We start from the raw sequence: 23,094 nt of genomic DNA, 5'->3' as shown, positions 1-23,094 counted from the left end.
TATACAGCATAACGTCCCAAGGTTAAGAACAAGGAAGTGCCAAGTTTAAGTTTTGTTTAAATTTCACGACGCGGATCAAAGATTACAATAGAAGTGCCTTTGCCTGTGCTCTCCACAACCCATTCCAGCTCCATATGCTTCATCAAAAGATCGACGATAGACAATCCCAAACCTGCCCCCTTGTAATCGGATGGACTCTGAATGCCTCGACCATGATCCGCAATAATTATGGCACGTTGTTCATTACGTTGCTCCGTTGAGATCCCGACATAATGCCCGCTGCTGGCATGTCGTACAATGTTTTGATACAAATTATCGAGAATACGGCGGAACCAGACCTCATCCACCCTCCAGAATAGCGGTTCGGCTTCCAGGTTAATATCAATATCGAAGCCCTCTTTTTCCCATACGGGGTACCAAGCAGCCGCACTTTCCCGTAACAAGCGTAAAACATCTTTACGTTCCAGCTTTAAGGTTACCCGTCCACTATTGAGCAGATTGTAAGATAAAAGATTCTCGATCAGGACGCTAAGATCCGCAATACGCTCATCCATAAGCTGTAAGGACTGCTTACCTTTTGAGGTCAGATCCTCTTTGGTCATAACATGGATATGGCTGCGAATGACGGTTAGGGGTGTGCGTAAATCGTGAGATAAATTCGAGACTAGACGCTTACGCAACTCTTCCTCTTCTATTTCCCTGCGTCGGCTTTCATCCAGTTTAGTTACCATCGTATTAAAAGCTTCCTCCAGGCGACCGATCTCGTCCAGTTTTCCTGTCACTATAGACTTAGGCATTCTATCCGGGCCTGTGATCGTCATCGCGGTTTGCAGTTGCAGCAGCCGTTTGCGAATTTTTCTAAAGAACATCCATGAAACCAGAGCGAACCCTCCAAAAAGGGTAAATAACACAAAGTTATACCAAGCCCAAGCCCCTAATCCCCCATAAGCCCCTTTGTTCAGCAGCTTGCTTGGAATTTGTATCACCATAAATCCCTTGTCTGCCTCCACTTTGTCCCCCACGAAAGCAACGATGGCTAATGGATCACGATTCGTACTTTCTTTCATAAATGAAATAGCCTCAGCCGCAGTCCACTGATCAGGAACTTCAGGGTAAATCTTATCCTTATCCCCTTCTTCAGGCGTGAGAATCAACTGGGTTTTTCCCTGCCCGTCTACCCAAAACATAGTAGCCTCGGTGTATTTTCGACTCAATTCAATCAGCCGCTGATTTATGGCTTCCGAAGAAGCATTTTCTAAGTGAAGTGCCTCTTTATGCCACATAGTCTCCAGCGGTGCAATATTCGAATACAGGGATGTATCTACAGGCGGGGCACCTTTGGTCACTTCGTTAAGAATATTGTAGCCAACAAAAGACAACGGAAGGACCACAGGGATAAATAGCAGTGCAGATACGATAATTAGCAAATACCCTGATAACAAGGAGGAATTACGTTTCTTGCGAATGCGCTCTAATCCTCTCATGCTCTTACCCGGTAGCCGATCCCACGGACAGTTTCGATAATTTCCGGATTACCCGGATCAAGCTCCAGCTTTTCACGCAAATAACGAATATGTACCATCAGAGTTTTATCCCCTTCGATATAAGCCTCACCCCACACGGCCTCGTAGATCTGCTCCTTCGTCATAATTTGGTTAAGATGACGCAGCAAATAGGAAAAAATCTGAAATTGCTTACCTGTAAGCATGATTTCTTCCTGAGTCTGAGCATTCATCACGCGGTTATCCCCTTCATATACGACTAGATGTTTAAGTGTGAGTGAATCCTGAACAGATGCCCCATTCCTTCGGAGCAGCACCTCGATTCGAGCGGCCAATTCATCCGGATGAAAAGGCTTGGTCAAATAATCATCTGCGAACTCCAAACCTTGCAGCTTATCATCAATCGAGGTCCGGGCGGAGAGCATCAAAATGAGCAGCTTAGGGTAAGAACGTTTCAAACGTTGCCCGATCGTAAACCCGTCCAGACCTGGTAGCATAACATCGAGAATAGCCAGTTGGCAGGCGCCGGCTTCTTCCATCGCTCCTTCGCCGCTCCGTAACCAGCGGACACTATATCCTCTTTCGCTTAAATCAGCAGACACTACACTGCCAATTTCACGATCATCTTCAATATATAACAGAGTAACGCTCATGTAGCTTTAGCTCCTCCCCGATATGAATACCTAAAAAGTTGAAGTCATTATAACACATCAAACAGCCCTCCTACCCCATATGGGATAGGAGGGCTGTTTGATCAATTCAACGCTATAGCTTACGGCTGCCATACTCCATGCTCTTTATTGCTGCCTACATACTCAATACGTGTTGGAGTAAGCTCCAGAATTACATAATTAGGATCATCAGGTCCTGTAAACCATGGCTCCAGCTCTTTATTCCATACTTTGGAGCGCAAGCCTTCATCCTTAGAGACGGTAGCAGTTGCTTCAATCTCCAGCACATCTTTGCTTCCACCTGCCTCATAGCCAAGCAGTACAAAAGCATTCGGATTATCGGATAACTCCTCCACTTTATGAGTTTTGCGATTTGTAGCCAAATAAATCTTCAAACCCTCATGGAAAATGGCCATATAACGTACTTTCGGCTTATTTCCTTCTTCGATCGTACCAAAGGAACCGAACTTGTTGTCATCCAATGCTTTAATAATGAGTTGCTCCAGTTGTTTGTTATCCATTACGTAAATCTCTCCCTTCAAGCATGTAAACAAAAGTTTATATATCCAAGCTCACCGTTTGGATTTATCATAACAATGGTGCTTATTATAATGTACCCTTCAGGTTCACATTGAATCCGACCTTACCTCATAAACTACTTCAAGATAAGGAGCTTACTTCGTGAAAAAACTGATTTGGATCGGCTGTCTTTCCTACTTCGTTATCGGTCTGGCACATGTTGTGCTGGGATCTATTCTGCCCGTTCTACTGCAACATTATGATCAAAATTATAGTGCTGGCGGTGAATTAATCTTTAGTCAATTCGCTGGTTTTTTAGCAGGTGTGTTGGTCTCTCCCCTGCTTAATCGCCGCTTCGGTAAACGTGGAGGCATCCTCATTGCCACCAGTCTTCTACTAGTTGCAGAAATTGCCTACGCCTTTCTACCGCCTTGGGGCTGGATGTATGTTATCGCTGTTGCCGCAGGTTTTGGTTTCGGGATGATCGAAGCGGTTATCGGCACCATTATTATTGGTGCTGTAACCGAAGGAACTGCTATTGCAATGAGCCGGCTTGAAGTGCTATTCGGGATAGGCGCACTCGTGATGCCGCTTATCGCCAGTCCGCTCATTGCTGCCGGAGCGTGGAGATTGGCCTTTCTAATCGTCGCTGCCTTCTCCTTAATTTCTCTTATCCTCTGGACAAGAGGGCATTTCGGTAATCTACAACGAATGCTGGATGAACGCGCCTCTGTCCAAGGAGCAGACAATTCGCAATCCTCAAGCTCACGTTCTAACAAAAAATTTCCGTATAAAGGTAAGCAATGGATTCTGTTAGGGATCTTCATCGTTTTCTTTTTTCTTTATGTAGGCACAGAGATGAGTTTAGTCAACTTTATGCCGGCTATCTTTATTGCCAAGCTAGGGATGACGGAGTCTGCCGCAGCACTGACAGTCACTTTCTTTTGGCTGGCGATGTCTACAGGAAGATTGTTTGCGGGTGTAATTGCCGAAAAAATATCTTATCGCGTGTACATTCTCAGCAGCTGTTTACTAACCTTGTTACTGCTGGCACTCTTTCCGTTCACTGACAATCGAATGGCTGCTTTCATTGTAATTCTGCTGCTGGGGCTGTTTATGTCCGGTATTTTCTCCATTGCTTTAGTCTACTCCAGCAAAATGCTGCCTGGCACCGAAGAGTCAACACCCAGCATTATGATTGCTTCCGGAGGTGTTGGCGGTGCTTTGCTACCTCTGTTTATGGGCTGGTCTATGGACCATTTAGAAGTGGCACAAACAGCCGGATTACTTGCCGCTTTTGCCGCCTTCTTGTTTCTGCTTAGCATTGCCGCATGGAGGTTCCAATCTATGCAAGCGGTGAAAGGAAAGAGTTTCCGTATTTAGAACAGTATCAACGTTATCCTTTTAGGGTAATGTGATCTATAAGCATATTCTGAGCACAAGGATGGACGATGAATGAATGAGTCTTCAACTGAGCCTTTGTTACATACTGCGCTCATGCAGTTTATATTTCCCTTTTCTATAAAAAAGGGCGATTCTAAGCAGCTTATCCAGCAATTACAGGACGACGGCTTCACACGTTTTTTTCTGGATAATAAAGAGCTTGAAGCTGCCTACTACGGAGATGGCTACTGTGTTTCCCATGAACGAATGGAGCGCACCTATTTACCGTTTGCTGCACATGTCCTTTTTCCACGCAGGAAGGATGCCGACTCGTTTCGCCGTTTTTCCAGAGTAAATAATCTCGACTGCATTCTGGAGATTCCGCAGCAATCTATATTTTTCAAAATTCTCTCGACGGATATATTCATATGTCCTTTTCAGCTTGGATTCGTGACGATACGTGTCCAGCTGGAGGGGGATTCAATTCCCTTTAGTATTGCCCTAGAATTCGCAGATCGTTTCCGTGCGCTAGAGAATACCTTCATACAGGATGATTACACTTATATTCATTGCGGGGAACAGACCTATGAGATGGTAGAGGATTTTGTCTTCCGAAATTTGGTGGATGGACTGGAGCCATATCTGGATCAATCGGATATCAATGGGGCTTATTTCGAGACCCTTCCTTTTTTCGTAGATGAAAGAATGCAGGTGCAAGCTTTTTACGGCTTTCAGAATGAAGAAAGCTCTGATGAGATTAGTGTAAATCTACGCTATCGCGCCTCACAGCTTGATGGAATTAATCTGAACGGAAAGCCCTATGCCAGTGCCAGCGATCCAGCGTATATTGCAAACTATTGTCATGAGCATTCCTATAATCGCTGGGGTCCAGACACATATTATATGATGAATGAGCAAACCTTTTGCTGCATGACCCGCGCTGAACAGGAGATTGCTGTTAGTCTAGCCAACCAGATGTACGGGCAATATTATTACGGATTTTTACTCAATATTTTCCACAAAATCGTTCTGCTAAAGCTCGCCAATATGCACTCCCGACTTCGGATTAATCATGATTATGAGGAAATAGACAATCTAATCTACTCCATTAATAAGTTCTCGGCAAAGTTCTACTTCTTGGAGTTGATTTCCCAGTCGCAGGGCCGGGAGATATTTCTTCAGCTGCGTAAAGTATACGGAAACGACGCTTTGTTCGAGGAAGTGAAAGAAACCTTAAATGACCTGTTTCAGTATCAGGATAAGTTTCAATCCAAGCGACGGGATAATCTGCTGATGATTCTTACTGTATTTACGGTAGTAAGCGGGATTTACGGCATGAATCAGGTCATTGACGATCTGGATGGAAAGATTCAATGGAGTAAAATGATTGGTTATTCTCCCTTTGAATTTCTTGCCCTCTTCGTGATCATGAGCGGGATTCTGATCAGCGTTGTCCTCACGCTAGGGGCGCTGGTTAGTGAGCTTAAACGGCGTCACCGCAAAAAATATAAAGATCTAGACTAGCAAAAAAGAAACTACTTGATTGGAAAAATTCAGGAGTGCACTACTAGACATTCTGAGTACAGCCGTCTATAATACACCGTATGCGAGAAATATAAGATATAAAGTATGGGTACAAAACTTATACTTACTTATATTGCACATAGAAATACCCGTTAACTTCATAGAACCAGGGGTGCTGGAATTGGCCGGCTGAGATTGTATCCCACAAGATACTGACCCTTATACCTGATCTGGATAATGCCAGCGTAGGAATCGCCAATTGGTTCTGGTCCCTGTGACCTTAACTAACCTTGCGCCAAGCCAGCGTCCCGATCACTCGGGGCGCTTTTTTTGTAAGATCACTAAAAGATGTAGAAAAACGTACATACTACACTTTACGGTTCATGTTGTGAAGACGGGATTCTTGTAACCTTAAAGGAGAGAAGAAGACATGCACCTTAAAAAAGCACTTACGTTGTGCCTCACCTGTGTACTCATTCTTGCCATTGCCGGATGCGGCAGCAACAATGGGAATACAGCCGGAAACAAAGCAAATGCTACTGATCCAACTGCTGCGGCTGGGACGGATGCTCCAAAAGAGCTCACCAAAGTTAAAGTCGCACTCGACTGGACACCGAACACGAATCATACCGGTCTATACGTAGCTAAGGATCTTGGTTACTACGCTGAAGAAGGTCTGGACGTCGAGATCGTTCAGCCAGGCGCAGCGGGTTCTGATACTATGGTTACTTCTGGCGAAGCCGCATTTGGCATCAGCGCCCAAGAAGGATTAACACTAGCCCGTCTACAAGGCGTACCCCTTGTCTCGATAGCAGCTATTATTCAGCATAATACGTCGGGATTCGCTGCTCCAGTAGATCGCAATATTAAATCACCAAAGGATTTCGAAGGTAAAACCTACGGAGGCTGGGGCTCACCGGCCGAAGAAGCAGCCATGAAAGCTATCATGGATCCTGAAGGTGGCGATGTGAAAAAGGTGAAGCTGATCAGTATCGGTGAAGCTGATTATTTTACCGCCGTCAAACGTGACATTGATTTCGCCTGGATTTTCTACGCTTGGACTGGTGTTGAGGCTGAGTTGCGTGGCGAGCCATTGGATATGCTGTACTTAAAGGATTATGCGCCGCAGCTCGATTATTACACGCCTGTGCTGACGACGAGTGAGAAGCAAATTGCAGATCATCCTGATCTGGTGAAGGCCTTCATGAAAGCCACATCAAAAGGTTATCAATATGCCATAGATCATCCGGAAGAGGCTGCCGGTATGTTATCGAAGGCCGTTCCTGACCTGGACGCCGACCTTGTCCTAGCTAGCCAAAAATGGCTTAGCCCAAAATACAAGGACGATGCTGCCCGCTGGGGCGAGCAAAAAACCGAGGTCTGGCAAAATTACGGCGATTGGATGTATGATCTGAAGTTGCTGGATAAACCGCTGGATGCTGCTAGTGCATTCAGTAATGATTTTTTACCGGCGGAGTAAACAACAATTGTAATGAATTACTTCGTTATCAAAGTTGGCTTTTTGAACTTACCTTATAAAATGAGAGGATTGATTATTGTGGCTAACACCCTACTAAGCATTCAAGTAATTCCAAAAACTCCGAACAATGAGGATTCCATCCCATACGTAGATAAAGCGATTGAGGTCATTCAGAAATCCGGTGTTAAACATCAAGTGAATCCACTGGAAACCACAATGGAAGGTGAGCTTAGCGAGCTGCTGGAGGTTGTGCGTCAGATGCAGGAGGCGTTGATCGAAGCAGGCAGTCCAAGCGTAATTTCGCAGATCAAAATCGCTCATAATCCTAACGGAATCAGCATGGATAAATTGACGGAGAAATATCGGCTGTGAGATCGACCTGGAAGCTAATATGGCCGCCCCTTGTGGCGGTCGTCTTCTTTTTAACCGTATGGCAGCTATCTGTATCTGTATTTCATATTGAATCCTGGATTCTGCCGAGTCCTGCTGATATTGCTCGTGAATCCACCAGTAACGCTTCTGGTCTTTGGGCACATACGATGGCTACGCTGCGGCTCACTTTAATTGGTTTTCCCATTGGTACGGGGGTAGGCCTGATCGTTGCTTTGCTTTTGCATCTTTTGCCTTGGGCTAGACGGGCTTTTTATCCACTTATTATTCTGAGTCAAAATGTTCCCTCCATCGCGCTCGGACCCCTGCTCATTATCTGGTTCGGCTTTGGTCTTTTGCCCAAAATCGTGCTGATTACACTAGTATGTTTCTTCCCGGTAGCTGTCGCTGCGATGGGCGGTCTGGCCCAAAGTGATCAGGTCATGATGAATTATATGAAAATGGCTGGCGCAAGCAAGTGGCAAATCTTCACCAAGCTGGAGCTGCCCTCTTCTATCCCGGCACTATTTTCCGGCGTAAAAATATCTGCTACTTATGCGGTTATGGGCGCCGTGGTCGCTGAATGGATTGGCGCGGATAAAGGTATTGGCTATTATATGCTTCTGCAGAAATCCGCATATCGTACGGATCGGATGTTTGTTGCTATTGTTATTATTGTACTTTTAAGTCTTGTACTCTTTGCTATTATTGCATTGCTGGAAAAATGGCTGGTTCGCTGGAAGCCGCGCCGTAACTCATAGAAAGGAAGATGCCTGTATGTCTCAAGCGACGCAAATGCAACACAGAACAACAGAAGTCATAAGCTCTCCTGAAGCTCATACCGTGGCACCCGCCCTTGAAGTGAGCGGCATCTCCAAATCTTTTTCCCATCGTCGCCGTGAGACGAAAGTTCTGAATAATGTCTCTCTCAAGGTAGAGCAACAAGAGTTCGTTTCGATCGTTGGTCCTTCCGGCTGCGGAAAAAGCACCTTATTCCATATGATTGGCGGCCTTGTGAAACCCGATGCAGGCACGATCCGCATGAACGGTAAGGTCGTTACAGGTCAACGCGGTGAAATTAGTTATATGCCGCAGCAGCCTGCGCTTTTTCCTTGGCGTACAATTGAGGATAATGTGCTGCTTGCTGGGGAGATCAAAGGTGCACTGCGGGATGGAGCCCGCGAGGAAGCGCGCCAGTGGCTTACCAAGGTTGGGTTAAGCGGGTTCGAACATGCTTATCCGCATATGCTGTCTGGCGGGATGCAGCAGCGTGCAGCTTTTCTCAGAGCATTGCTCGCTCCCCAGGAGCTAATGTTGCTGGATGAACCTTTCAGCGCACTCGATGCACTAACTCGCAGTGAAATGCAGCGCTGGCTGCTTGAGCTGTGGGAAGAGAATCGCCGCTCTGTGCTGTTCATTACTCACAACATCGAAGAAGCGTTGTTGCTCTCTAATCGTATCTATGTATTTTCCGGCCGCCCCGGCTCCATTCTGCATACAGTCGATGTGCCGTTTCCGCGGCCACGCCGTGATGAGATTACGGACTCTCCCGAATTCCTTAAGCTCAAACGCCAGTTGTCACAGTGGATGCGAGAGGAACAAGCTAAAAATAGGCAGCCGCTAGCTTAATCGCTAAAAACTGTAAACTGATATCGCTGGTATAGCGGTGTCAGTTTTTTATTTTGCAGCGATAAACTCCTGCCCTATTTATAATTGACGCGGATGTATCTGCTCAATTAAACAAATTTCACTCATCATAGTAGGGATCACATTAAATGTGTGGCGAAAACCGACTCCCTGTTGGTAATGGATAGTAACCGGGCGGGTTGGGGACATTCTACGGGATTTATACCGGTGATTTGCTGCTTTGGGCCGGATTCGGCTCAGTCTACGGGATTTATACCGGTGATTTGCTGCTTTGGGCCGGATTCGGCTCAGTCTACGGGATTTATACCGTTGATTTGCTGCTTCGGGCCGGACTCGGCTCATTCTGCGGGATTTATACCGTTGATTTGCTGCTTCAGGCCGGATTCGGCTCATTCTGCGGGATTTATACCGTTGATTTGCTTCGTCGGGCCGGATTCGGCTCAGTCTACGGGATTTATACCGTTGATTCACTTCGTCGGGCCGGATTTGGCTCATTCTACGGGATTTATACCGTTGATTTGCTTCGTCGGGCTGTATTGCACCCGATCTAGGGCATTTTTGCTTTCTATTTCCCACTTCGGCGGAATTCCAGTGACTCAGGGGCATTTTTGCCCTTATTGTTCCTCTTTAGCTTTTAGTTTGAATTAAATACGAGACTATGGCATCAACCAGAATCGGTGTTGTTTATTATTATTAATTTGTTTAAAGGTCACAGCTATAGTCGCACTTACATTCTACTCACTACTCTTACACATACTCCCACTACTTACTCTACTCTACTCCTTACCTCAATCTCACTACTCACTACTCACTACTCACTCTTGCTCATACTCCTCACCTTACTCCCACTAATCTCTCTTACTCTTCCCCCTACTCCTTACTTCCTACTCTCACATCTGCCCCCTCCTCCTCTCCCACCAACCGAACCAAAAAAAGGCCCCCATAAACGAGGCCTTTTCTTCATTTCCTAATCATAGCTCGGAACACGAATTTGGGCAGCACTGCCTGTCTGCGCCATCGCGACTTTTGTCCCTTCGCAACGGGAGCGAACAAAAGTCGATGCAACCACTCTAGATTGAGTTTTTTCCATAGCGCTGGTGCAGGAGTAACTTTTCCCGCTATTACATCTAAGCTGCCCCCCACGCCAAAAACAACTTTTACCTGCGTAAGCTCCTGTTTGTGCTTATATACCCATTTGTCAGAGTATGGCGCACCCATCGCAACGATCAGGAAATCTGGCTGTGCGCGCTGTATTTCTGCTACAATGGCAGGCTCCTCTTCCTTGGTAAGAAAACCATTATGTCTTCCTGCAATCTTCACATTCGGATATAACTCCGTGATCTTTTCGACCGCTTTACAGCTGGTAAGCTCATCTGTTCCCAAGAAATAAAAACTCCATCCCAAGCTATTTCCTTGCTCCAAAAGCTCAAGAAGCAGCTCATATCCAGTTACCCTCTCAGCAATAGGATCGCCTTTTCTTTTTGATGCCATCACAATGCCAATCCCGTCAGGAGTGATTAGATCCGCTTCTTGAAGTATGGTTCGTAGCAGCTCGTCCGATTGACTTGTTATCGTAATTTCCGGGTTAGCCGTGATCAAATGGAAAAGTTTCGATTCCCCAGATTGAATATGCTTTGTTAGATGAAGTGTTGTCTCATGTAGTGTTAGTTTTGAAAAGGGAACTCCTAATATTGAAACTGTCCCGTCCATATAATCACCTCTCACTAAAATTCCACTTCAATATACCTTACCATAATCAAGAGGAGGAAGGGGAGTCATTTAAGTTACTTAATCACTACAGCCAGCTAGCCACTCACCCAAATACTTATAGCCACTTCAACCATCCGACCATTCCACCACTCCGACCATCCCAGCCACTACAGCCATCCCCAGCAACCCCGCCACCACAGCTACTCTACTCACCAAACACCCTATAGCTCCACTCACTCCTCCATAAACTTCCACCACTCTACTAACCAAGATTCATCGATCCCCCGCATGCGGAATTCCTCTACAAGTATCTTCCGGAATCGTTTTTCCATTTTGACAAAGTTATTATCCTCCTGGTACATAGGGGCAAAGGATTCATCATCTCTAATAAAACTCCAAAAATCGCCCGCACACTCCATAATCTTTCGGCCGACAGTCGTTTGTTTGGCTACAGGTACCAGCCATTTGTCATAGGGGTAGGGGTGACCTTCAATAGTAATGGCACAGCGTAATGCTTCTTTATAAAGAGAAACCGCTAAAAATAAAATAGGAAAGGCGTCGCCACGCACTACCGGATTATCTAAGCTTTTGGCATAACTTCTTAACTGTATGTATGAATTCTTACGAAATCTCATTAGGACTTCAGGTTGGAGGGGCACATAGGCATCAAAAAGCGACTTTACATCCAATCGGTCATAGTAGATATAAGAAATAGAAGCATTCCACAGCCATTCCATATTTCCGCTCATTAACGCCGCTTTGATTTCTGATATTTTATGCAGTGTGTAATGTCCGGACTTGCCGCTGGGAAGTCGTAAATCCATAAAAAAACTACTTTGCTCCGGGATCAGCCCCGCTTGCTCGAACCGATGATTAATGCTGCTATAATACTCGTCCTGACAAATAATGATTACATCCACATCCGACTGCTCATCCACCACACCAAGTGCGGTCGATCCATCAAGGAGAATACTTACCCGCTGACTCTCCTCTTTCATTAACGGATGATTTAGAATTTCTTGTGTGATATACTGCCCAATTTCCTCTAATAATTCGCTATGAGCCTGCGTCTTATCAGGTGTTAATAAAATATCCGACAACACTGATTTCACCATCTCAACCCCAACCTCCAATCAATCTCAATTTCTCAAAAAATAAAACGCTTACACCTAACCTAATATTTGGATAATGGAGTACCATTCTACACTCCTAATATATATCTTGCAAGGATAAATGAAGTACCCTTTTGCCTAAGCCTAAATATAATGAAGTATCTATTTACTTGGAAAGGGGTAAAAGCATGGCGCAGCCAAAAGTGATTGCTACAGTCCGCTCTGCCGGACCGATCGGAGATATAAAAGTAAATGTCGTCACGAATCGAGTATACTTTGTAAACCCAGACACCGAGGCTGGAACTATCGGGGTATTGGAGGGCAGAACTAATCGCATTATCGCTCGGATCCCTGTAGGAAGACTGCCGTCTCAGCTCGGAATCAACCCCCAAACCAACCGGATTTATGTACCTAACTTCCGTGACGAAAACGTATCTGTCATAAACGGGCGGACAAACCAGGTAATCAAAACTGTCAAAGTAGGCCGATTCCCAGACAATATCGGAGTAAATATTCGAACCAATCTGATTTATGTAACTAGCGCATTCGGAACCCTATTCATCATAGACGGGAAAACAAATCAGGTCCGTAAAAAGATTGAAATCGGTGGACGCCCCTCCAGAATTGTTATCAATGAGCTTACCAACCGTGTCTATGTGACCAATACAGTAAATGATAGCGTCACCGTCATTAACGGAACTACACAGGCGATCATTGCGACAATAAAAGTCGGAAGTAACCCCGTGATAGCGCCAGCACTTAATAAAATTACCAATCGTATTTATGTCGCTAATAACTTGAGCCGGTTTCTTTCTGTGATCAATGGCCGAACCAATAAATTGTTGCGTAATGTACAGCTGGGACGTTTGCAAAGTGAGGTCGTTATAAATCCGCTGAAGAATCGTATTTATGTCTCAAGTGCACAAGTGGAGGGTAAGGGCAGGCTGTTTGTCATAGATGGGCGCAACAACAAAATTATAACCACAAAGGTGTTGCCTACCTCCTCCAACACGATTATCAACCCGAATACAAATCATTTATTTGTTGGTAATTTTGATAAGAATCATATGTCCGTTTATAACGCCACCACGTTTAAACGGCTCGCAAGATTCTCCTCCGTATCAGGCAGCACTGTGCTAAACCCGCTCACAAATAGAATTTATGTAGGTGGAAACGACTCCATAACGGTCATTCAAGATGGACCAAGACTCACTCAGAGTTCTATTTTTAATTAAGACAAAAAGACGCCCACCATAGGTGAGCGTCTTTCTACATATCAAATTACATCGATCTAGCGGATGAAACTTGTTTAACAGCCACTTTTTCCTCGACTGTTTCTGTATCCTTAGGCTGTATCCCTCTTTTTATGAAGAAAGCTAGGATAAAGGCAATAATGGCAACGCCTACTGACACTAAGAACGCATCATTAATTCCTTCGATCGTTGCTTTTGCGATGACTTGGTTTTGAATGCCAAGCAATTGCTCTGCAGAAGGCTTAGCCGTTAATTTACTCACAGCCTCAGCTACCATATCTTTGACATGTGAAGTAGTACTGTTAGACATAATCGTTACAAGCAGCGCCCCGCCAATCGCCCCGGAGACTTGCTGAATCGTACTGTTCATGGCTGTACCATGTGGTGTATATTTAGCCGGGATGGAGTTCAGACCATTGGTCATCACAGGCATCATAACCATTGAAATCCCGAACATTCTCACAGAATACAAAATCATAAGTGTCGAATATTTCGTTGTCTCAGTTAGATCACTAAAGAAATACGTACTGATCACTACGATAGCCAGACCGATTAACGCTAAGACTTTGCCGCCGAATTTATCGAACAATTTACCTGTGATTGGAGACATAACCCCCATAATCAAAGCACCAGGCAACATTAGGAGTCCCGAATCCAGAGGTGAAATACCTCTAATATTTTGCAGATAAATCGGCATTAACATCATGGCTGAGAACATCGCCATATTCAGTGTAATCGAAATCGCTGAGGATAAAGCGAACATCGGATATTTGTACACTCTGAAGTTAAGCATAGGCTCCTTCATCTTCATCTGGCGCATAATGAATATCACTAAACCAATAACCCCGATAATAAGGGTGGAGTAGACCATTGGATCATCCCATCCTTTATTCCCAGCGGAACTGAAGCCGTATAGAAGACCCCCGAACCCAATCGCTGATAGAACTACAGATAGAATATCAATTTTAATAGCCACATCTTTTTTAGGATCATGCAGTTTGAAGAAGGCAAGAATGAACACCAATACGGCGATCGGTGCAATCATAAAGAACAGCACAGGCCATTCATAATGCTGAATAATCCATCCTGAGAGTGTAGGACCAATGGCTGGTGCAAAAATCATAACCAAACCAAACATCCCCATGGCCGAGCCACGTTTTTCAGGTGGAAATGTGGTGAACAATACATTCATTAATAATGGCATCATAATCGCGGCCCCTGAGGCTTGGACCATTCTCGCAATCAATAATACAGGGAAACTTGGAGCAAAGCCTCCAATGAAGGTCCCTATTGCAAATAATCCAATGGCGATTAGGAATAATCGTCTGGCTGTATACTTTTGAATTAAAAAGGCCGTTGAAGGAATCATGATCCCGTTCACTAGCATATAACCCGTCGATAACCACTGTACCGTTGAGGCACTGACATCAAAATCCTTCATAATCGATGGTAAAGCTATATTGAGCAAGGTATTACTCAGTAAAGCAACAAATGCACCAATCATAAGGATTGCCAAAATCCCATAGGACGCTTTACTTTCTTTCGTTTTCATTTTGGAATCCTCCATTCTATAATCATACCGTCGGTTCAATTTTGAACTTATGTTACAATGTAGAATATATTACTCTTATATTTACTGCTTGGCAAGTCAGAATTCATTTAAAAACTAAATTGTATTAAGTGGAAATATAAGCTAGTCTATTCTACGTGAAGAGTTTTTTTGCACAAAAGAGTCCAGCTTAAAGGGGCACCTAAGATGATAAATAAACGGAAAGAGCAAGTGATTCAAAAAGCACATGAATTATTTATTGAAAAAGGCTACCACGCCACATCCATACAGGACATTCTGAATCACAGCCGGATCTCCAAAGGATCTTTTTATAATTATTTCCCTTCCAAAGGGGATCTCTTCAAAGCTGTGTTCACCTCTATTCATGACCAGCTGGAAGAAGGCAGAAATGGCCTGCTTATTGGCCAGGACCCCTCTGACATTGATATATTCGCTAAACAGGTTCAACTGGTTATGAAAATCAATAAGAAAAATAAATTGTTGCAGCTGGTTGAAGATGCCCTGGTCTCCAATGATCCGGACTTAATTACGTTCATCAAAAAAACTAAATTCACCTTATTAACCTGGGTGCATGAACGTTTCCTGCATATATTTTCTGAAGATAAAAAACCCTATCTACTGGATGGAGCCATCATTTTCACAGGCATCTTGCAACATATGCTGCAAATTAACAGTGCCATGAATGAAGTCATTACCTCTCAACAAATCATTAATTATTGCACTACTCTTATCCAGACGATTGTTGAGGACTTAAGTGAAAAAGGAATGCAGCTTATCTCCCCCGATCATGTAGGGAAACTATTGCCTGTTGCTGAATACACTGATTTTTTTAATAATGATTTATCGTTTGCGACCGTAAGCTTAAAAAAAATTATTGATAAATCATTCGCCGCCGATGATCCTAGCCTGTCCAATGCACTGAAGCTGTTATATTTTATCCAAGAAGAGATCATGAACAACAAGGAACCAAGAGAGTTCTTAATCGAAAGCGCCCTGCTCTCCTTGAAAATGTGCCCTCAGTTTAATGAAACGAAGGAATTTGCGCATTATCAGACAGTGTTATCTGCAATGCTCTAAGCACAATCAAAGTATGGCTTCAATCATTTAAGCGTATTCTAAACGCAAGGCACGAAACTAAAAGTGTGGTGACCGATTTGTTCAAGCTTTTATTAATCGAAGATGATACAACGCTGTTTAATGAGATCAAAGAACGGCTTACGCAGTGGTCTTATGATGTATATGGCATTCAAGATTTCAACAATGTTACGCAGGAATTCACGGAAATCAAACCTGATTTAGTGATAATTGATATCCAATTACCCAAATTCGATGGGTTTCATTGGTGCAGAATGATTCGCTCTCACTCTAATCTGCCGATTATCTTCTTATCCTCTCGGGATCATCCGACAGATATGGTGATGTCCATGCAGCTGGGAGCCGATGATTATATCCAAAAGCCCTTCCATTTCGATGTACTCATTGCCAAGGTGCAAGCCATTCTCCGGCGTGTGTACAATTACAATACGGATAACATTGAACTCAAAACGTGGTGCGGAGCTACCGTCGATTATGAGCGGAATTCAGTGACCAACGACACGGGAACGATTGAGCTTACCAAAAATGAGATTTTCATATTGAAATTGCTCATTGAGAAAAAGAATAAAATTGTCACCCGCGAGGAATTAATTAATAGCTTATGGGACGATAAGCGCTTTATTAGCGATAACACCCTTACCGTCAACGTAAATCGGCTGCGCAAAAAGCTCGACGAGCTTGAATTAGGGGCGTTTATTGAGACGAAGGTTGGACAAGGGTACGTAGCCATTGAAGAGGATTCTCTATGATTAAAAAGTACCTGCTCGAAAGACTCGGTTGGATTTTGCTTTTTCTCTTTGTACATCTATTTATGCTCTTTATCACCTTTATGGACCCGACCATCCCCCTGTCTTCAGTGCTCTATCTGGTCTCTTTATCGATGATTTTTTTCGTAATTTTTCTAGTCATTCGCTATCCTAAGGAAACCAGATTTTATAAAAGCTTAAATGAGCGGGACGATGATCTCGATCTGACAAGCATCGCTCTTGCCGAAAGTCCTTTTGAGAAAATCATCGAAGAGAGCATCACCAACCAAGTGAAATTGTTAAAGCGGACTGCTTCAGACAATTTAATGAATTTGGAGCAAGAGAAGGATGAGCTGTTATCCTGGATTCATGAAGTAAAGACTCCACTGACCGCAATGCATCTAATGATTGAGCGTATAGAAGATGATGTTATGAAGGGGCACTTGACCTATGAGTGGCTGCGTATTCACCTGCTGCTGGATCAGCAGCTCCATCAAAGACGGATACCATTTATTGAAAACGACCTGTACATGGAGCAAATCGATATAGAAACGCTTATTTTTAGTGAGATTAAGACATTACAATCTTGGTGTATTCAGAAGGGAATCGGCTTTGAGTTGAACTTAGAAGCTGCTGAAGTGCTTAGTGATGCTAAATGGCTGGCTTTTATCCTCAGACAACTCCTAACCAACGCCGTAAAATATAGTGAGGCTTCTGATATTACAGTGAATAGCTACCAGCAAGCTGAACATATCGTTCTTGAGGTGAAGGATTGCGGGCGCGGGATAGATCCGAAGGACCTGCCGCGCATCTTCGACAGAGGGTTTACTTCCACTACTGTACATCGCGACAATGCCGCCACAGGCATGGGCTTATATTTAGCTCAGAAAGCAGCTCAATCCTTACTCATCATCATCGGGGTTCAATCCAAGCTCGGAGCGGGATCAACATTTACGCTAACCTTCCCACTCAAAAATGAATTCGTTAAAATCTCAAGCATGTGACAACAATGTCACATGCTTTTATATTTTGTTCGGGCAATCGCAGGATAAGAACAATAAACTTTTTTATAATAAAGCTATACAAGAAGAAACGAAGGAGTGAATCATTATGGCAATTCTAGAAGCTACTAAAATTCATAAAAGCTATGGCAATAAATTAAACAAACAATCCGTGTTAAGCGGACTCGATATTCGTATAGAAGAAGGCGAATTCGTTGGCATCATGGGGCCTTCCGGTTCAGGTAAAACCACCCTACTCAACGTACTCTCGTCGATCGACAAAATCAGTAACGGATCTATTACCATCGAGGGCAATGAAATCTCCAATATGAAAGAGAAGCAGCTCGCTGAATTTCGCAAGAATCATTTAGGTTTTATTTTTCAAGAATATAATCTCTTGGACACGCTGACGGTAAAGGAGAACATCCTGCTGCCACTATCCATTACCAATACACCCAAGAAAGCCGCCAATCAGAAATTCGAAAGTCTCGCAAAGGAATTGGGGATTTTGGAATTAAAAAATAAGTACCCCAATGAAATCTCTGGCGGTCAAAAACAACGTACCTCAGCAGCTCGTGCCTTCATTCATGATCCAAGTATTATTTTTGCTGATGAGCCTACCGGGGCGCTGGATTCTAAATCCGCTTCTGATTTATTAAATAAGCTAAGTGAACTCAATCAAAAACGAAGAGCAACCATCGTTATGGTTACACATGATCCAGTGGCTGCCAGTTATTGTAGTAGAGTTATTTTTATAAAAGATGGAAAAATCTATACGCAACTAAATAAAGGAGAACAATCAAGACAAGTTTTCTTCAACGACATTATAAAAACACAGGGTGTATTAGGCGGTGTGCAGAATGAGCATTAATGTATTAATGATTCGAAATCTGCGAAAAAACATCCGAAATTACTACCTATACGTATTTGCGCTAGTTTTTAGTGTGGCCTTATATTTCGCCTTTGTCACCTTGCAATACGATCCCTCGATGGATGAGCTGGAAAGCTCTATCAAAGGGGGCGCAGCCATCACGGCTGCCTCGGTTTTACTAGTCGTAATTGTCTCTATTTTCCTGTTGTATGCTAATACGATCTTTATCAAACGACGCGGCAAAGAAATTGGCTTATTTCAGTTAATTGGAATGACCAAAAATAAAATTTTCCGCATTCTTTCGGCAGAGAACTTTATCCTATATTTCGGTTCCTTGATCCTGGGGATATTAGTAGGCTTTTCTATCTCAAAATTGATCCTCATGATCTTATTTAAAATAATGGGGGTCGATGCTATAGCCTCCCTTCATTTCTCTATCGAAGCTTTGATTCAGACATTGATCGTATTCTGTGTGATTTATCTTTTGATCATGCTGATGAATTATGGATTTATTAAAAGACAAAGTATCTTATCCTTGTTCCGGGTGACCTCAACAACAGAAGGTACAGTGAAAAAGTTATCCTTCTTTGAAATGATCATAGGGATTGTCGGAATTGGCCTAATCCTACTGGGCTATGTGCTCTCCTCTAAATTACTTACCGACGACGTAACCTCAATGAATCAATTGGCTATATCCATGATTACTATTTTGGGATCCGTCATTATTGGGACCTATCTATTTTATAAAGGCTCGGTAAGTTTTATTTTTCATATCATTCGTAAGCGGAAAAACGGCTATCTGAACATTAGAGAGGTTCTATCTCTTTCCTCCATTATGTTTCGCATGAAATCCAATGCCGTATTATTGACCATCATCACAACGGTATCGGCACTAGCCCTGGGTTTATTATCCCTTAGCTACATTTCCTTTTACTCTGCTGAGAAAACTTCCAAGCAATATGTCCCAACGGATTTTGTATTCACGAATGCCCAAGAGGCTGAACAATTTACAAAGATCCTAACGGCAAATGATTTAGTATTTACAGAAAGAAGGACCCAAGTCCTTCAGGTCGATGTAGATGTTGAAGAGATTCTTGTTAAAAAACCGGACGGAGACAATATGTTTTCAAATATTATGACCCTGGCGGTCATAAGTGAAAATGCACTTGAAGACGTTGATCTAACTCCAGATAAAGCTTATTTTACGAAATCAAGCAGTGCACTGGATAATTTTGTTACTATGAAAGATAAAGGTGCGATTGAACTCAAAGGGTTACATGAGGTTTTTCCACAGGATTATAAAAGATTAGATATCGAAAGTCCCATTTCAGGGTATTACACAGGTGGTGGCTTACCGGTTGCGGTTGTAGACGAATCGATCTTTAAGCGCTTAAAGAAGGATTTAGATCCTGCCCTTCAAAGGGGATCCTCCCTTAATATCGGGATTGATATGAAAGTCCGGGCCAGCGTTGAACAGGCAAATGAACTTTTCAAGACCTTGAAATTTGATGAGAAAAACAAACAAGACTCTCAATTAGAGTCGATAAAAGGTCAAAAACAAAATATGGGACTCATTATGTTTATCGTTGCTTTTCTGGGGTTAACCTTCTTGATTACCTCCGGATGTATTCTATACTTTAAACAAATGGATGAAAGTGAAAATGAAAAACCTAACTACACCATTCTGAGAAAGCTTGGGTTCACGCAAGGTGATTTGCTCAGAGGTATACAGATGAAGCAATTGTTCAACTTCGGTATTCCATTAGTCATAGGTCTGCTTCACAGCTACTTCGCCGTTAAATCCGGCTGGTTCTTATTCGGCACAGAGCTTTGGACACCGATGATTCTGGTGATGCTGTTATACACTGCTTTGTATTCGATCTTTGCAATATTGTCCGTCTTCTATTACAAAAAGGTAATTAAAGAGGCGCTTTAAAATAACAAAGGTGTTCCAAAAGCCATCATGGCTTAGGGACACCTTTGTTTGATTTGATATCATTTACAGGTAGGAGGCACCGGCATCTATCGGACACAGATGAACCTCTTTCTAAGTAATAGCGTCACTGGAGTCCGAAACCCTGCTCTATAGGCTAAAAATTCGCAAATAACGCCAACGGGGTCCGTAACGCTCAGAGGATCTGTCGAATCCCTCAGCTATTCACAATCCCCAATACAAATCCATCATAACCTTTGCTTCCCACCGTCTGAATGACAGTAGCCGAAATTCTAGACTCTTCAGCCAACAGATCATAAAATTCCCGTACGCCTACTACACGAGCGTCTTCGCTATTCTCATTAATGACCTCGCCTTCACGAATCACATTATCTCCAAGGATCACCGTTCCGGGCTGGGAGAATTGCAGCGCCCACTTTAAATAGTTAGGATTATTCGGTTTATCGGCATCTATAAAAATAAAGTCGAAGGGTTCAACGCCCTCTTGTTTCATCTGAGACAGTTGCTCTAATGCATCCCCTACACGAAGCTCTACCAGATGATCCACCTCGGCAAGCGAAAGATTAGCTTTAGCTACCTGCGCATGAATGGGATCCAGCTCCAAGGTAACTATCTGTCCGTCAGACGGCAGGGCTCTTGCCATCCAAATCGTACTGTACCCGCCCAAGGTGCCAATCTCCAAAATCCGGCGTGCACCTTTCATTTGCACCAGTAGATTGAGGAATTTCCCCTGACTAGGCGAAACATCAAAGGGCGGCAACCCTGCCTGTTGATTGGTGACCAACACTTCTTCCAACACAACGTCCTGTGGAATCAGGCGCTCTGTAATATACTGATCGACTTTATCCCAAGTAGTCGTTTGATACATATTTATCACTTCTCCTTTAGTATTGATTTTGGTTTAAATGAACTTATAATTTCCACATTTAGGGATCGTTCGTAACTACGAGGAGTGTTTGGACTTCCGGTCGCTGTTGTCTCCAGATTTCTTCAATTTAAACACTGTTCATGGTTGAAATCCGGAGACAAAGGCGATCGCTACGCTCCTAAAGTTCCAAACCTCCTCTCCATTATTCCTTTCCCTAATCTCATCTTTCCAAGTTCATCTTTATATCTGTATTGTAAATCAGTTATAATCATAAATATAATATATCTTTATATTTAATTTATATATTTAATATATGAATCGAAGAATGGGAGTTTAACCATGAACCTACATGCCTTACGCTTATTCCATGTAATCGCATCGGCAGGCAGTGTGACACGCGCTTCAGAAATTTTAAATATAAGTCAGCCTGCCATCACTGCGCAGATTAAGAAGTTCGAAAAGGAACTGTCCTTTGCCCTATTTAAACCTCAAGGCAGAGGAATTGCTTTAACGGATGCAGGGGAAGAGCTTACTCTACTCGCCAAGCGACTGTTCGCCGTAGAACAACAAATTGAGCAATTCGCTCAAGATTATGTTAACGGCAGTAACGGATGTATCCGTCTAGCCGCAACGTATTTGCCTGCTCACTTTCTCATTCCTACCTGGATTGCAAAGTTTAAGCAGCAATATGAACAAGTGGAGATGATGATCACCACTACCAACTCAAGTGATGCCCTCAAGCAGCTGTTAAATGTAGATGTGGATATAGCTATTTATGGAGGAATCGCCGAGGCTTATCCAGATACAATCCAGACAGAGGAGTTATTTCAGGACGAGTTATGGTTTGTAGTCGCACCCGATCATCGTTATGCCAATCAGCAAGTTTCTCTATCCGAAATGATGAAGGAACCCTTCGTTATGCGTGAAGAAGGGAGTTCAACGCGGGAGCGATTATTATCTTTATGCCGCACATACAACACACCCGCTCCTATCATCTCTTTGCAATTTAATGGACTACATGAAGCCATCAAAGCCGTTATCGCCGGATATGGTGCAAACTACGTTTCTTCATTAGTCGTACGCAAATATGTAGAGCGTGGAGAATTGTGCCGAGTATATGTAGAAGGCGTCCATCTGAAAAATACCATTGCGATCTGTACACGTAAAAATGAGCCCTTATCAGCAGCCGCAGTGAATTTAATTGAGATGATTCGACACAATCCTTATACGATATAGCGGAATGATTGCTCATTCCCAACAAAAGAGGCCTTCCCTTTCGGGAAAGCCTCAAAGCTTCTTTTTTACACCGTCCGATCCAATTTAACTTCAAACGCACCTCCAGTTACATAATCCATGTACCTAGTATTTCCGTCGAAATCCAAATAAGCTTGATAGCGGGTACGAATAGCCGCTGCAGAAATCAGATCCAGCACCTTCTCCTTGGCTACCCACATCACTTCAGATGTTTCCTCCGAAGTACTTAATTCTCCACCCACGGGCTTGCAGATAAAGTCTAACATGACCTTGGTAGGAACATCCGTCTCACCGTCATACCATTTATGCATACCTGTATTCGAATACACGCCAATCAATTGAGAAACAACGACATCTATTCCACTTTCCTCTTTAATCTCGCGAATTAGTGCATCCATTAGGTTTTCTCCAACTTCCACTTGTCCTCCAGGAAATACCCAGCCACCATGATGTGTTTTTACTAAAAGAATATCTCCCTCTTCATTTATTGCAATTCCACCCACCGCTACAATATGTGTTGGCCAAGCCATAGATAGCACCTCTTTTTTTAGAAGAGTCTAGCAAT

General features: G+C 43.4%; 22 protein-coding genes and 1 riboswitch. Of the genes, 14 read left to right on the top strand and 8 right to left on the bottom strand.

The window, feature by feature from the left end; genetic code table 11:
* Window positions 1–56: 56 nt before the first annotated feature.
* From MKY54_RS02140 to MKY54_RS02130, 3 genes are all read right to left on the bottom strand, one after another.
* Window positions 57–1,484: a HAMP domain-containing sensor histidine kinase gene (locus MKY54_RS02140; protein WP_339189303.1), complete on the bottom strand. Its 1,428-nt coding sequence runs from the start codon at window positions 1,482–1,484 to the stop codon at window positions 57–59.
* Window positions 1,481–2,155 (bottom strand): response regulator transcription factor, encoded by a 675-nt coding sequence (locus MKY54_RS02135; RefSeq protein ID WP_339189301.1) that lies wholly within the window; start codon window positions 2,153–2,155, stop codon window positions 1,481–1,483. The genes MKY54_RS02140 and MKY54_RS02135 overlap by 4 nt, the downstream gene beginning before the upstream one ends.
* A 119-nt stretch (window positions 2,156–2,274) precedes the next feature.
* Window positions 2,275–2,694, bottom strand: a complete 420-nt coding sequence (locus tag MKY54_RS02130) for a pyridoxamine 5'-phosphate oxidase family protein (protein WP_036682665.1) — start codon at window positions 2,692–2,694, stop codon at window positions 2,275–2,277.
* A gap of 160 nt (window positions 2,695–2,854) precedes the next feature.
* Between MKY54_RS02130 and MKY54_RS02125 the strand changes: the two genes are divergently transcribed.
* From MKY54_RS02125 to MKY54_RS02095, 7 genes are all read left to right on the top strand, one after another.
* On the top strand, window positions 2,855–4,075 hold the full coding sequence (locus MKY54_RS02125) for an MFS transporter (RefSeq protein ID WP_339189299.1): 1,221 nt from the start codon (window positions 2,855–2,857) through the stop codon (window positions 4,073–4,075).
* Between the two features lie 72 nt (window positions 4,076–4,147).
* Entirely contained in the window at window positions 4,148–5,599 is a 1,452-nt protein-coding gene (locus MKY54_RS02120) for a hypothetical protein (RefSeq protein ID WP_076185225.1), read from the top strand.
* Window positions 5,600–5,757: 158 nt separating this feature from the next.
* Window positions 5,758–5,868: riboswitch (TPP riboswitch) on the top strand.
* Between the two features lie 161 nt (window positions 5,869–6,029).
* A complete protein-coding gene (locus MKY54_RS02115; RefSeq protein ID WP_076124596.1) occupies window positions 6,030–7,079 on the top strand; it encodes an ABC transporter substrate-binding protein in 1,050 nt (349 codons plus the stop codon).
* 78 nt (window positions 7,080–7,157) lie between these two features.
* Window positions 7,158–7,451: an MTH1187 family thiamine-binding protein gene (locus tag MKY54_RS02110; RefSeq protein ID WP_076220745.1), complete on the top strand. Its 294-nt coding sequence runs from the start codon at window positions 7,158–7,160 to the stop codon at window positions 7,449–7,451.
* Complete coding sequence (locus MKY54_RS02105) at window positions 7,448–8,209, top strand: ABC transporter permease (RefSeq protein WP_036682669.1); 762 nt, start codon at window positions 7,448–7,450, stop codon at window positions 8,207–8,209. Before MKY54_RS02110 ends, MKY54_RS02105 begins: the two co-directional genes overlap by 4 nt.
* Window positions 8,210–8,243: 34 nt before the next feature.
* Window positions 8,244–9,077: an ABC transporter ATP-binding protein gene (locus MKY54_RS02100; RefSeq protein WP_248549110.1), complete on the top strand. Its 834-nt coding sequence runs from the start codon at window positions 8,244–8,246 to the stop codon at window positions 9,075–9,077.
* Between the two features lie 197 nt (window positions 9,078–9,274).
* A complete protein-coding gene (locus MKY54_RS02095) occupies window positions 9,275–9,646 on the top strand; it encodes a hypothetical protein (RefSeq protein ID WP_339189298.1) in 372 nt (123 codons plus the stop codon).
* A 409-nt stretch (window positions 9,647–10,055) separates the two neighbouring features.
* Here MKY54_RS02095 and MKY54_RS02090 read toward each other — a convergent pair whose 3' ends face one another.
* Together MKY54_RS02090 and MKY54_RS02085 are read right to left on the bottom strand one after the other, a co-directional pair.
* Complete coding sequence (locus MKY54_RS02090) at window positions 10,056–10,694, bottom strand: WecB/TagA/CpsF family glycosyltransferase (protein ID WP_339189296.1); 639 nt, start codon at window positions 10,692–10,694, stop codon at window positions 10,056–10,058.
* 344 nt (window positions 10,695–11,038) lie between these two features.
* Complete coding sequence (locus MKY54_RS02085; protein WP_339189295.1) at window positions 11,039–11,920, bottom strand: nucleotidyltransferase domain-containing protein; 882 nt, start codon at window positions 11,918–11,920, stop codon at window positions 11,039–11,041.
* A 185-nt stretch (window positions 11,921–12,105) separates the two neighbouring features.
* Between MKY54_RS02085 and MKY54_RS02080 the strand changes: the two genes are divergently transcribed.
* Entirely contained in the window at window positions 12,106–13,152 is a 1,047-nt protein-coding gene (locus MKY54_RS02080; RefSeq protein ID WP_339189292.1) for a YncE family protein, read from the top strand.
* A gap of 46 nt (window positions 13,153–13,198) precedes the next feature.
* Here the strand turns inward: MKY54_RS02080 and MKY54_RS02075 are convergent, their stop codons facing one another.
* Window positions 13,199–14,722: a DHA2 family efflux MFS transporter permease subunit gene (locus MKY54_RS02075; protein ID WP_076124605.1), complete on the bottom strand. Its 1,524-nt coding sequence runs from the start codon at window positions 14,720–14,722 to the stop codon at window positions 13,199–13,201.
* A 204-nt stretch (window positions 14,723–14,926) separates the two neighbouring features.
* On the opposite strand from MKY54_RS02075, the gene MKY54_RS02070 reads away from it, so the two are divergent.
* The 5 genes from MKY54_RS02070 to MKY54_RS02050 all read left to right on the top strand — a co-directional run bounded on the left by MKY54_RS02070 (window position 14,927) and on the right by MKY54_RS02050 (window position 20,389).
* Window positions 14,927–15,817 carry a TetR/AcrR family transcriptional regulator gene (locus MKY54_RS02070; protein WP_248549116.1) on the top strand — a complete coding sequence of 297 codons (891 nt, stop codon included), beginning with the start codon at window positions 14,927–14,929 and terminating at the stop codon, window positions 15,815–15,817.
* A gap of 77 nt (window positions 15,818–15,894) precedes the next feature.
* A complete protein-coding gene (locus MKY54_RS02065; RefSeq protein WP_076124606.1) occupies window positions 15,895–16,584 on the top strand; it encodes a response regulator transcription factor in 690 nt (229 codons plus the stop codon).
* Window positions 16,581–17,585 carry a sensor histidine kinase gene (locus MKY54_RS02060; RefSeq protein ID WP_076185674.1) on the top strand — a complete coding sequence of 335 codons (1,005 nt, stop codon included), beginning with the start codon at window positions 16,581–16,583 and terminating at the stop codon, window positions 17,583–17,585. The genes MKY54_RS02065 and MKY54_RS02060 overlap by 4 nt, the downstream gene beginning before the upstream one ends.
* A 106-nt stretch (window positions 17,586–17,691) precedes the next feature.
* Window positions 17,692–18,453: an ABC transporter ATP-binding protein gene (locus MKY54_RS02055; RefSeq protein ID WP_076192732.1), complete on the top strand. Its 762-nt coding sequence runs from the start codon at window positions 17,692–17,694 to the stop codon at window positions 18,451–18,453.
* On the top strand, window positions 18,443–20,389 hold the full coding sequence (locus MKY54_RS02050; protein ID WP_076185672.1) for an ABC transporter permease: 1,947 nt from the start codon (window positions 18,443–18,445) through the stop codon (window positions 20,387–20,389). The genes MKY54_RS02055 and MKY54_RS02050 overlap by 11 nt, the downstream gene beginning before the upstream one ends.
* A 214-nt stretch (window positions 20,390–20,603) precedes the next feature.
* Here the strand turns inward: MKY54_RS02050 and MKY54_RS02045 are convergent, their stop codons facing one another.
* Complete coding sequence (locus MKY54_RS02045; protein ID WP_339189290.1) at window positions 20,604–21,275, bottom strand: O-methyltransferase; 672 nt, start codon at window positions 21,273–21,275, stop codon at window positions 20,604–20,606.
* A gap of 339 nt (window positions 21,276–21,614) precedes the next feature.
* On the opposite strand from MKY54_RS02045, the gene MKY54_RS02040 reads away from it, so the two are divergent.
* Window positions 21,615–22,511 carry a LysR family transcriptional regulator gene (locus tag MKY54_RS02040; protein ID WP_339189288.1) on the top strand — a complete coding sequence of 299 codons (897 nt, stop codon included), beginning with the start codon at window positions 21,615–21,617 and terminating at the stop codon, window positions 22,509–22,511.
* A gap of 65 nt (window positions 22,512–22,576) precedes the next feature.
* Here the strand turns inward: MKY54_RS02040 and MKY54_RS02035 are convergent, their stop codons facing one another.
* Complete coding sequence (locus tag MKY54_RS02035) at window positions 22,577–23,059, bottom strand: NUDIX hydrolase (RefSeq protein WP_076101239.1); 483 nt, start codon at window positions 23,057–23,059, stop codon at window positions 22,577–22,579.
* Between the last annotated feature and the right edge of the window lie 35 nt (window positions 23,060–23,094).

This window comes from Paenibacillus sp. FSL P2-0121, from assembly GCF_037975345.1.
GTDB lineage: Bacteria > Bacillota > Bacilli > Paenibacillales > Paenibacillaceae > Paenibacillus_AQ > Paenibacillus_AQ odorifer.
This window is presented reverse-complemented; position numbering and strand designations above follow the sequence as displayed.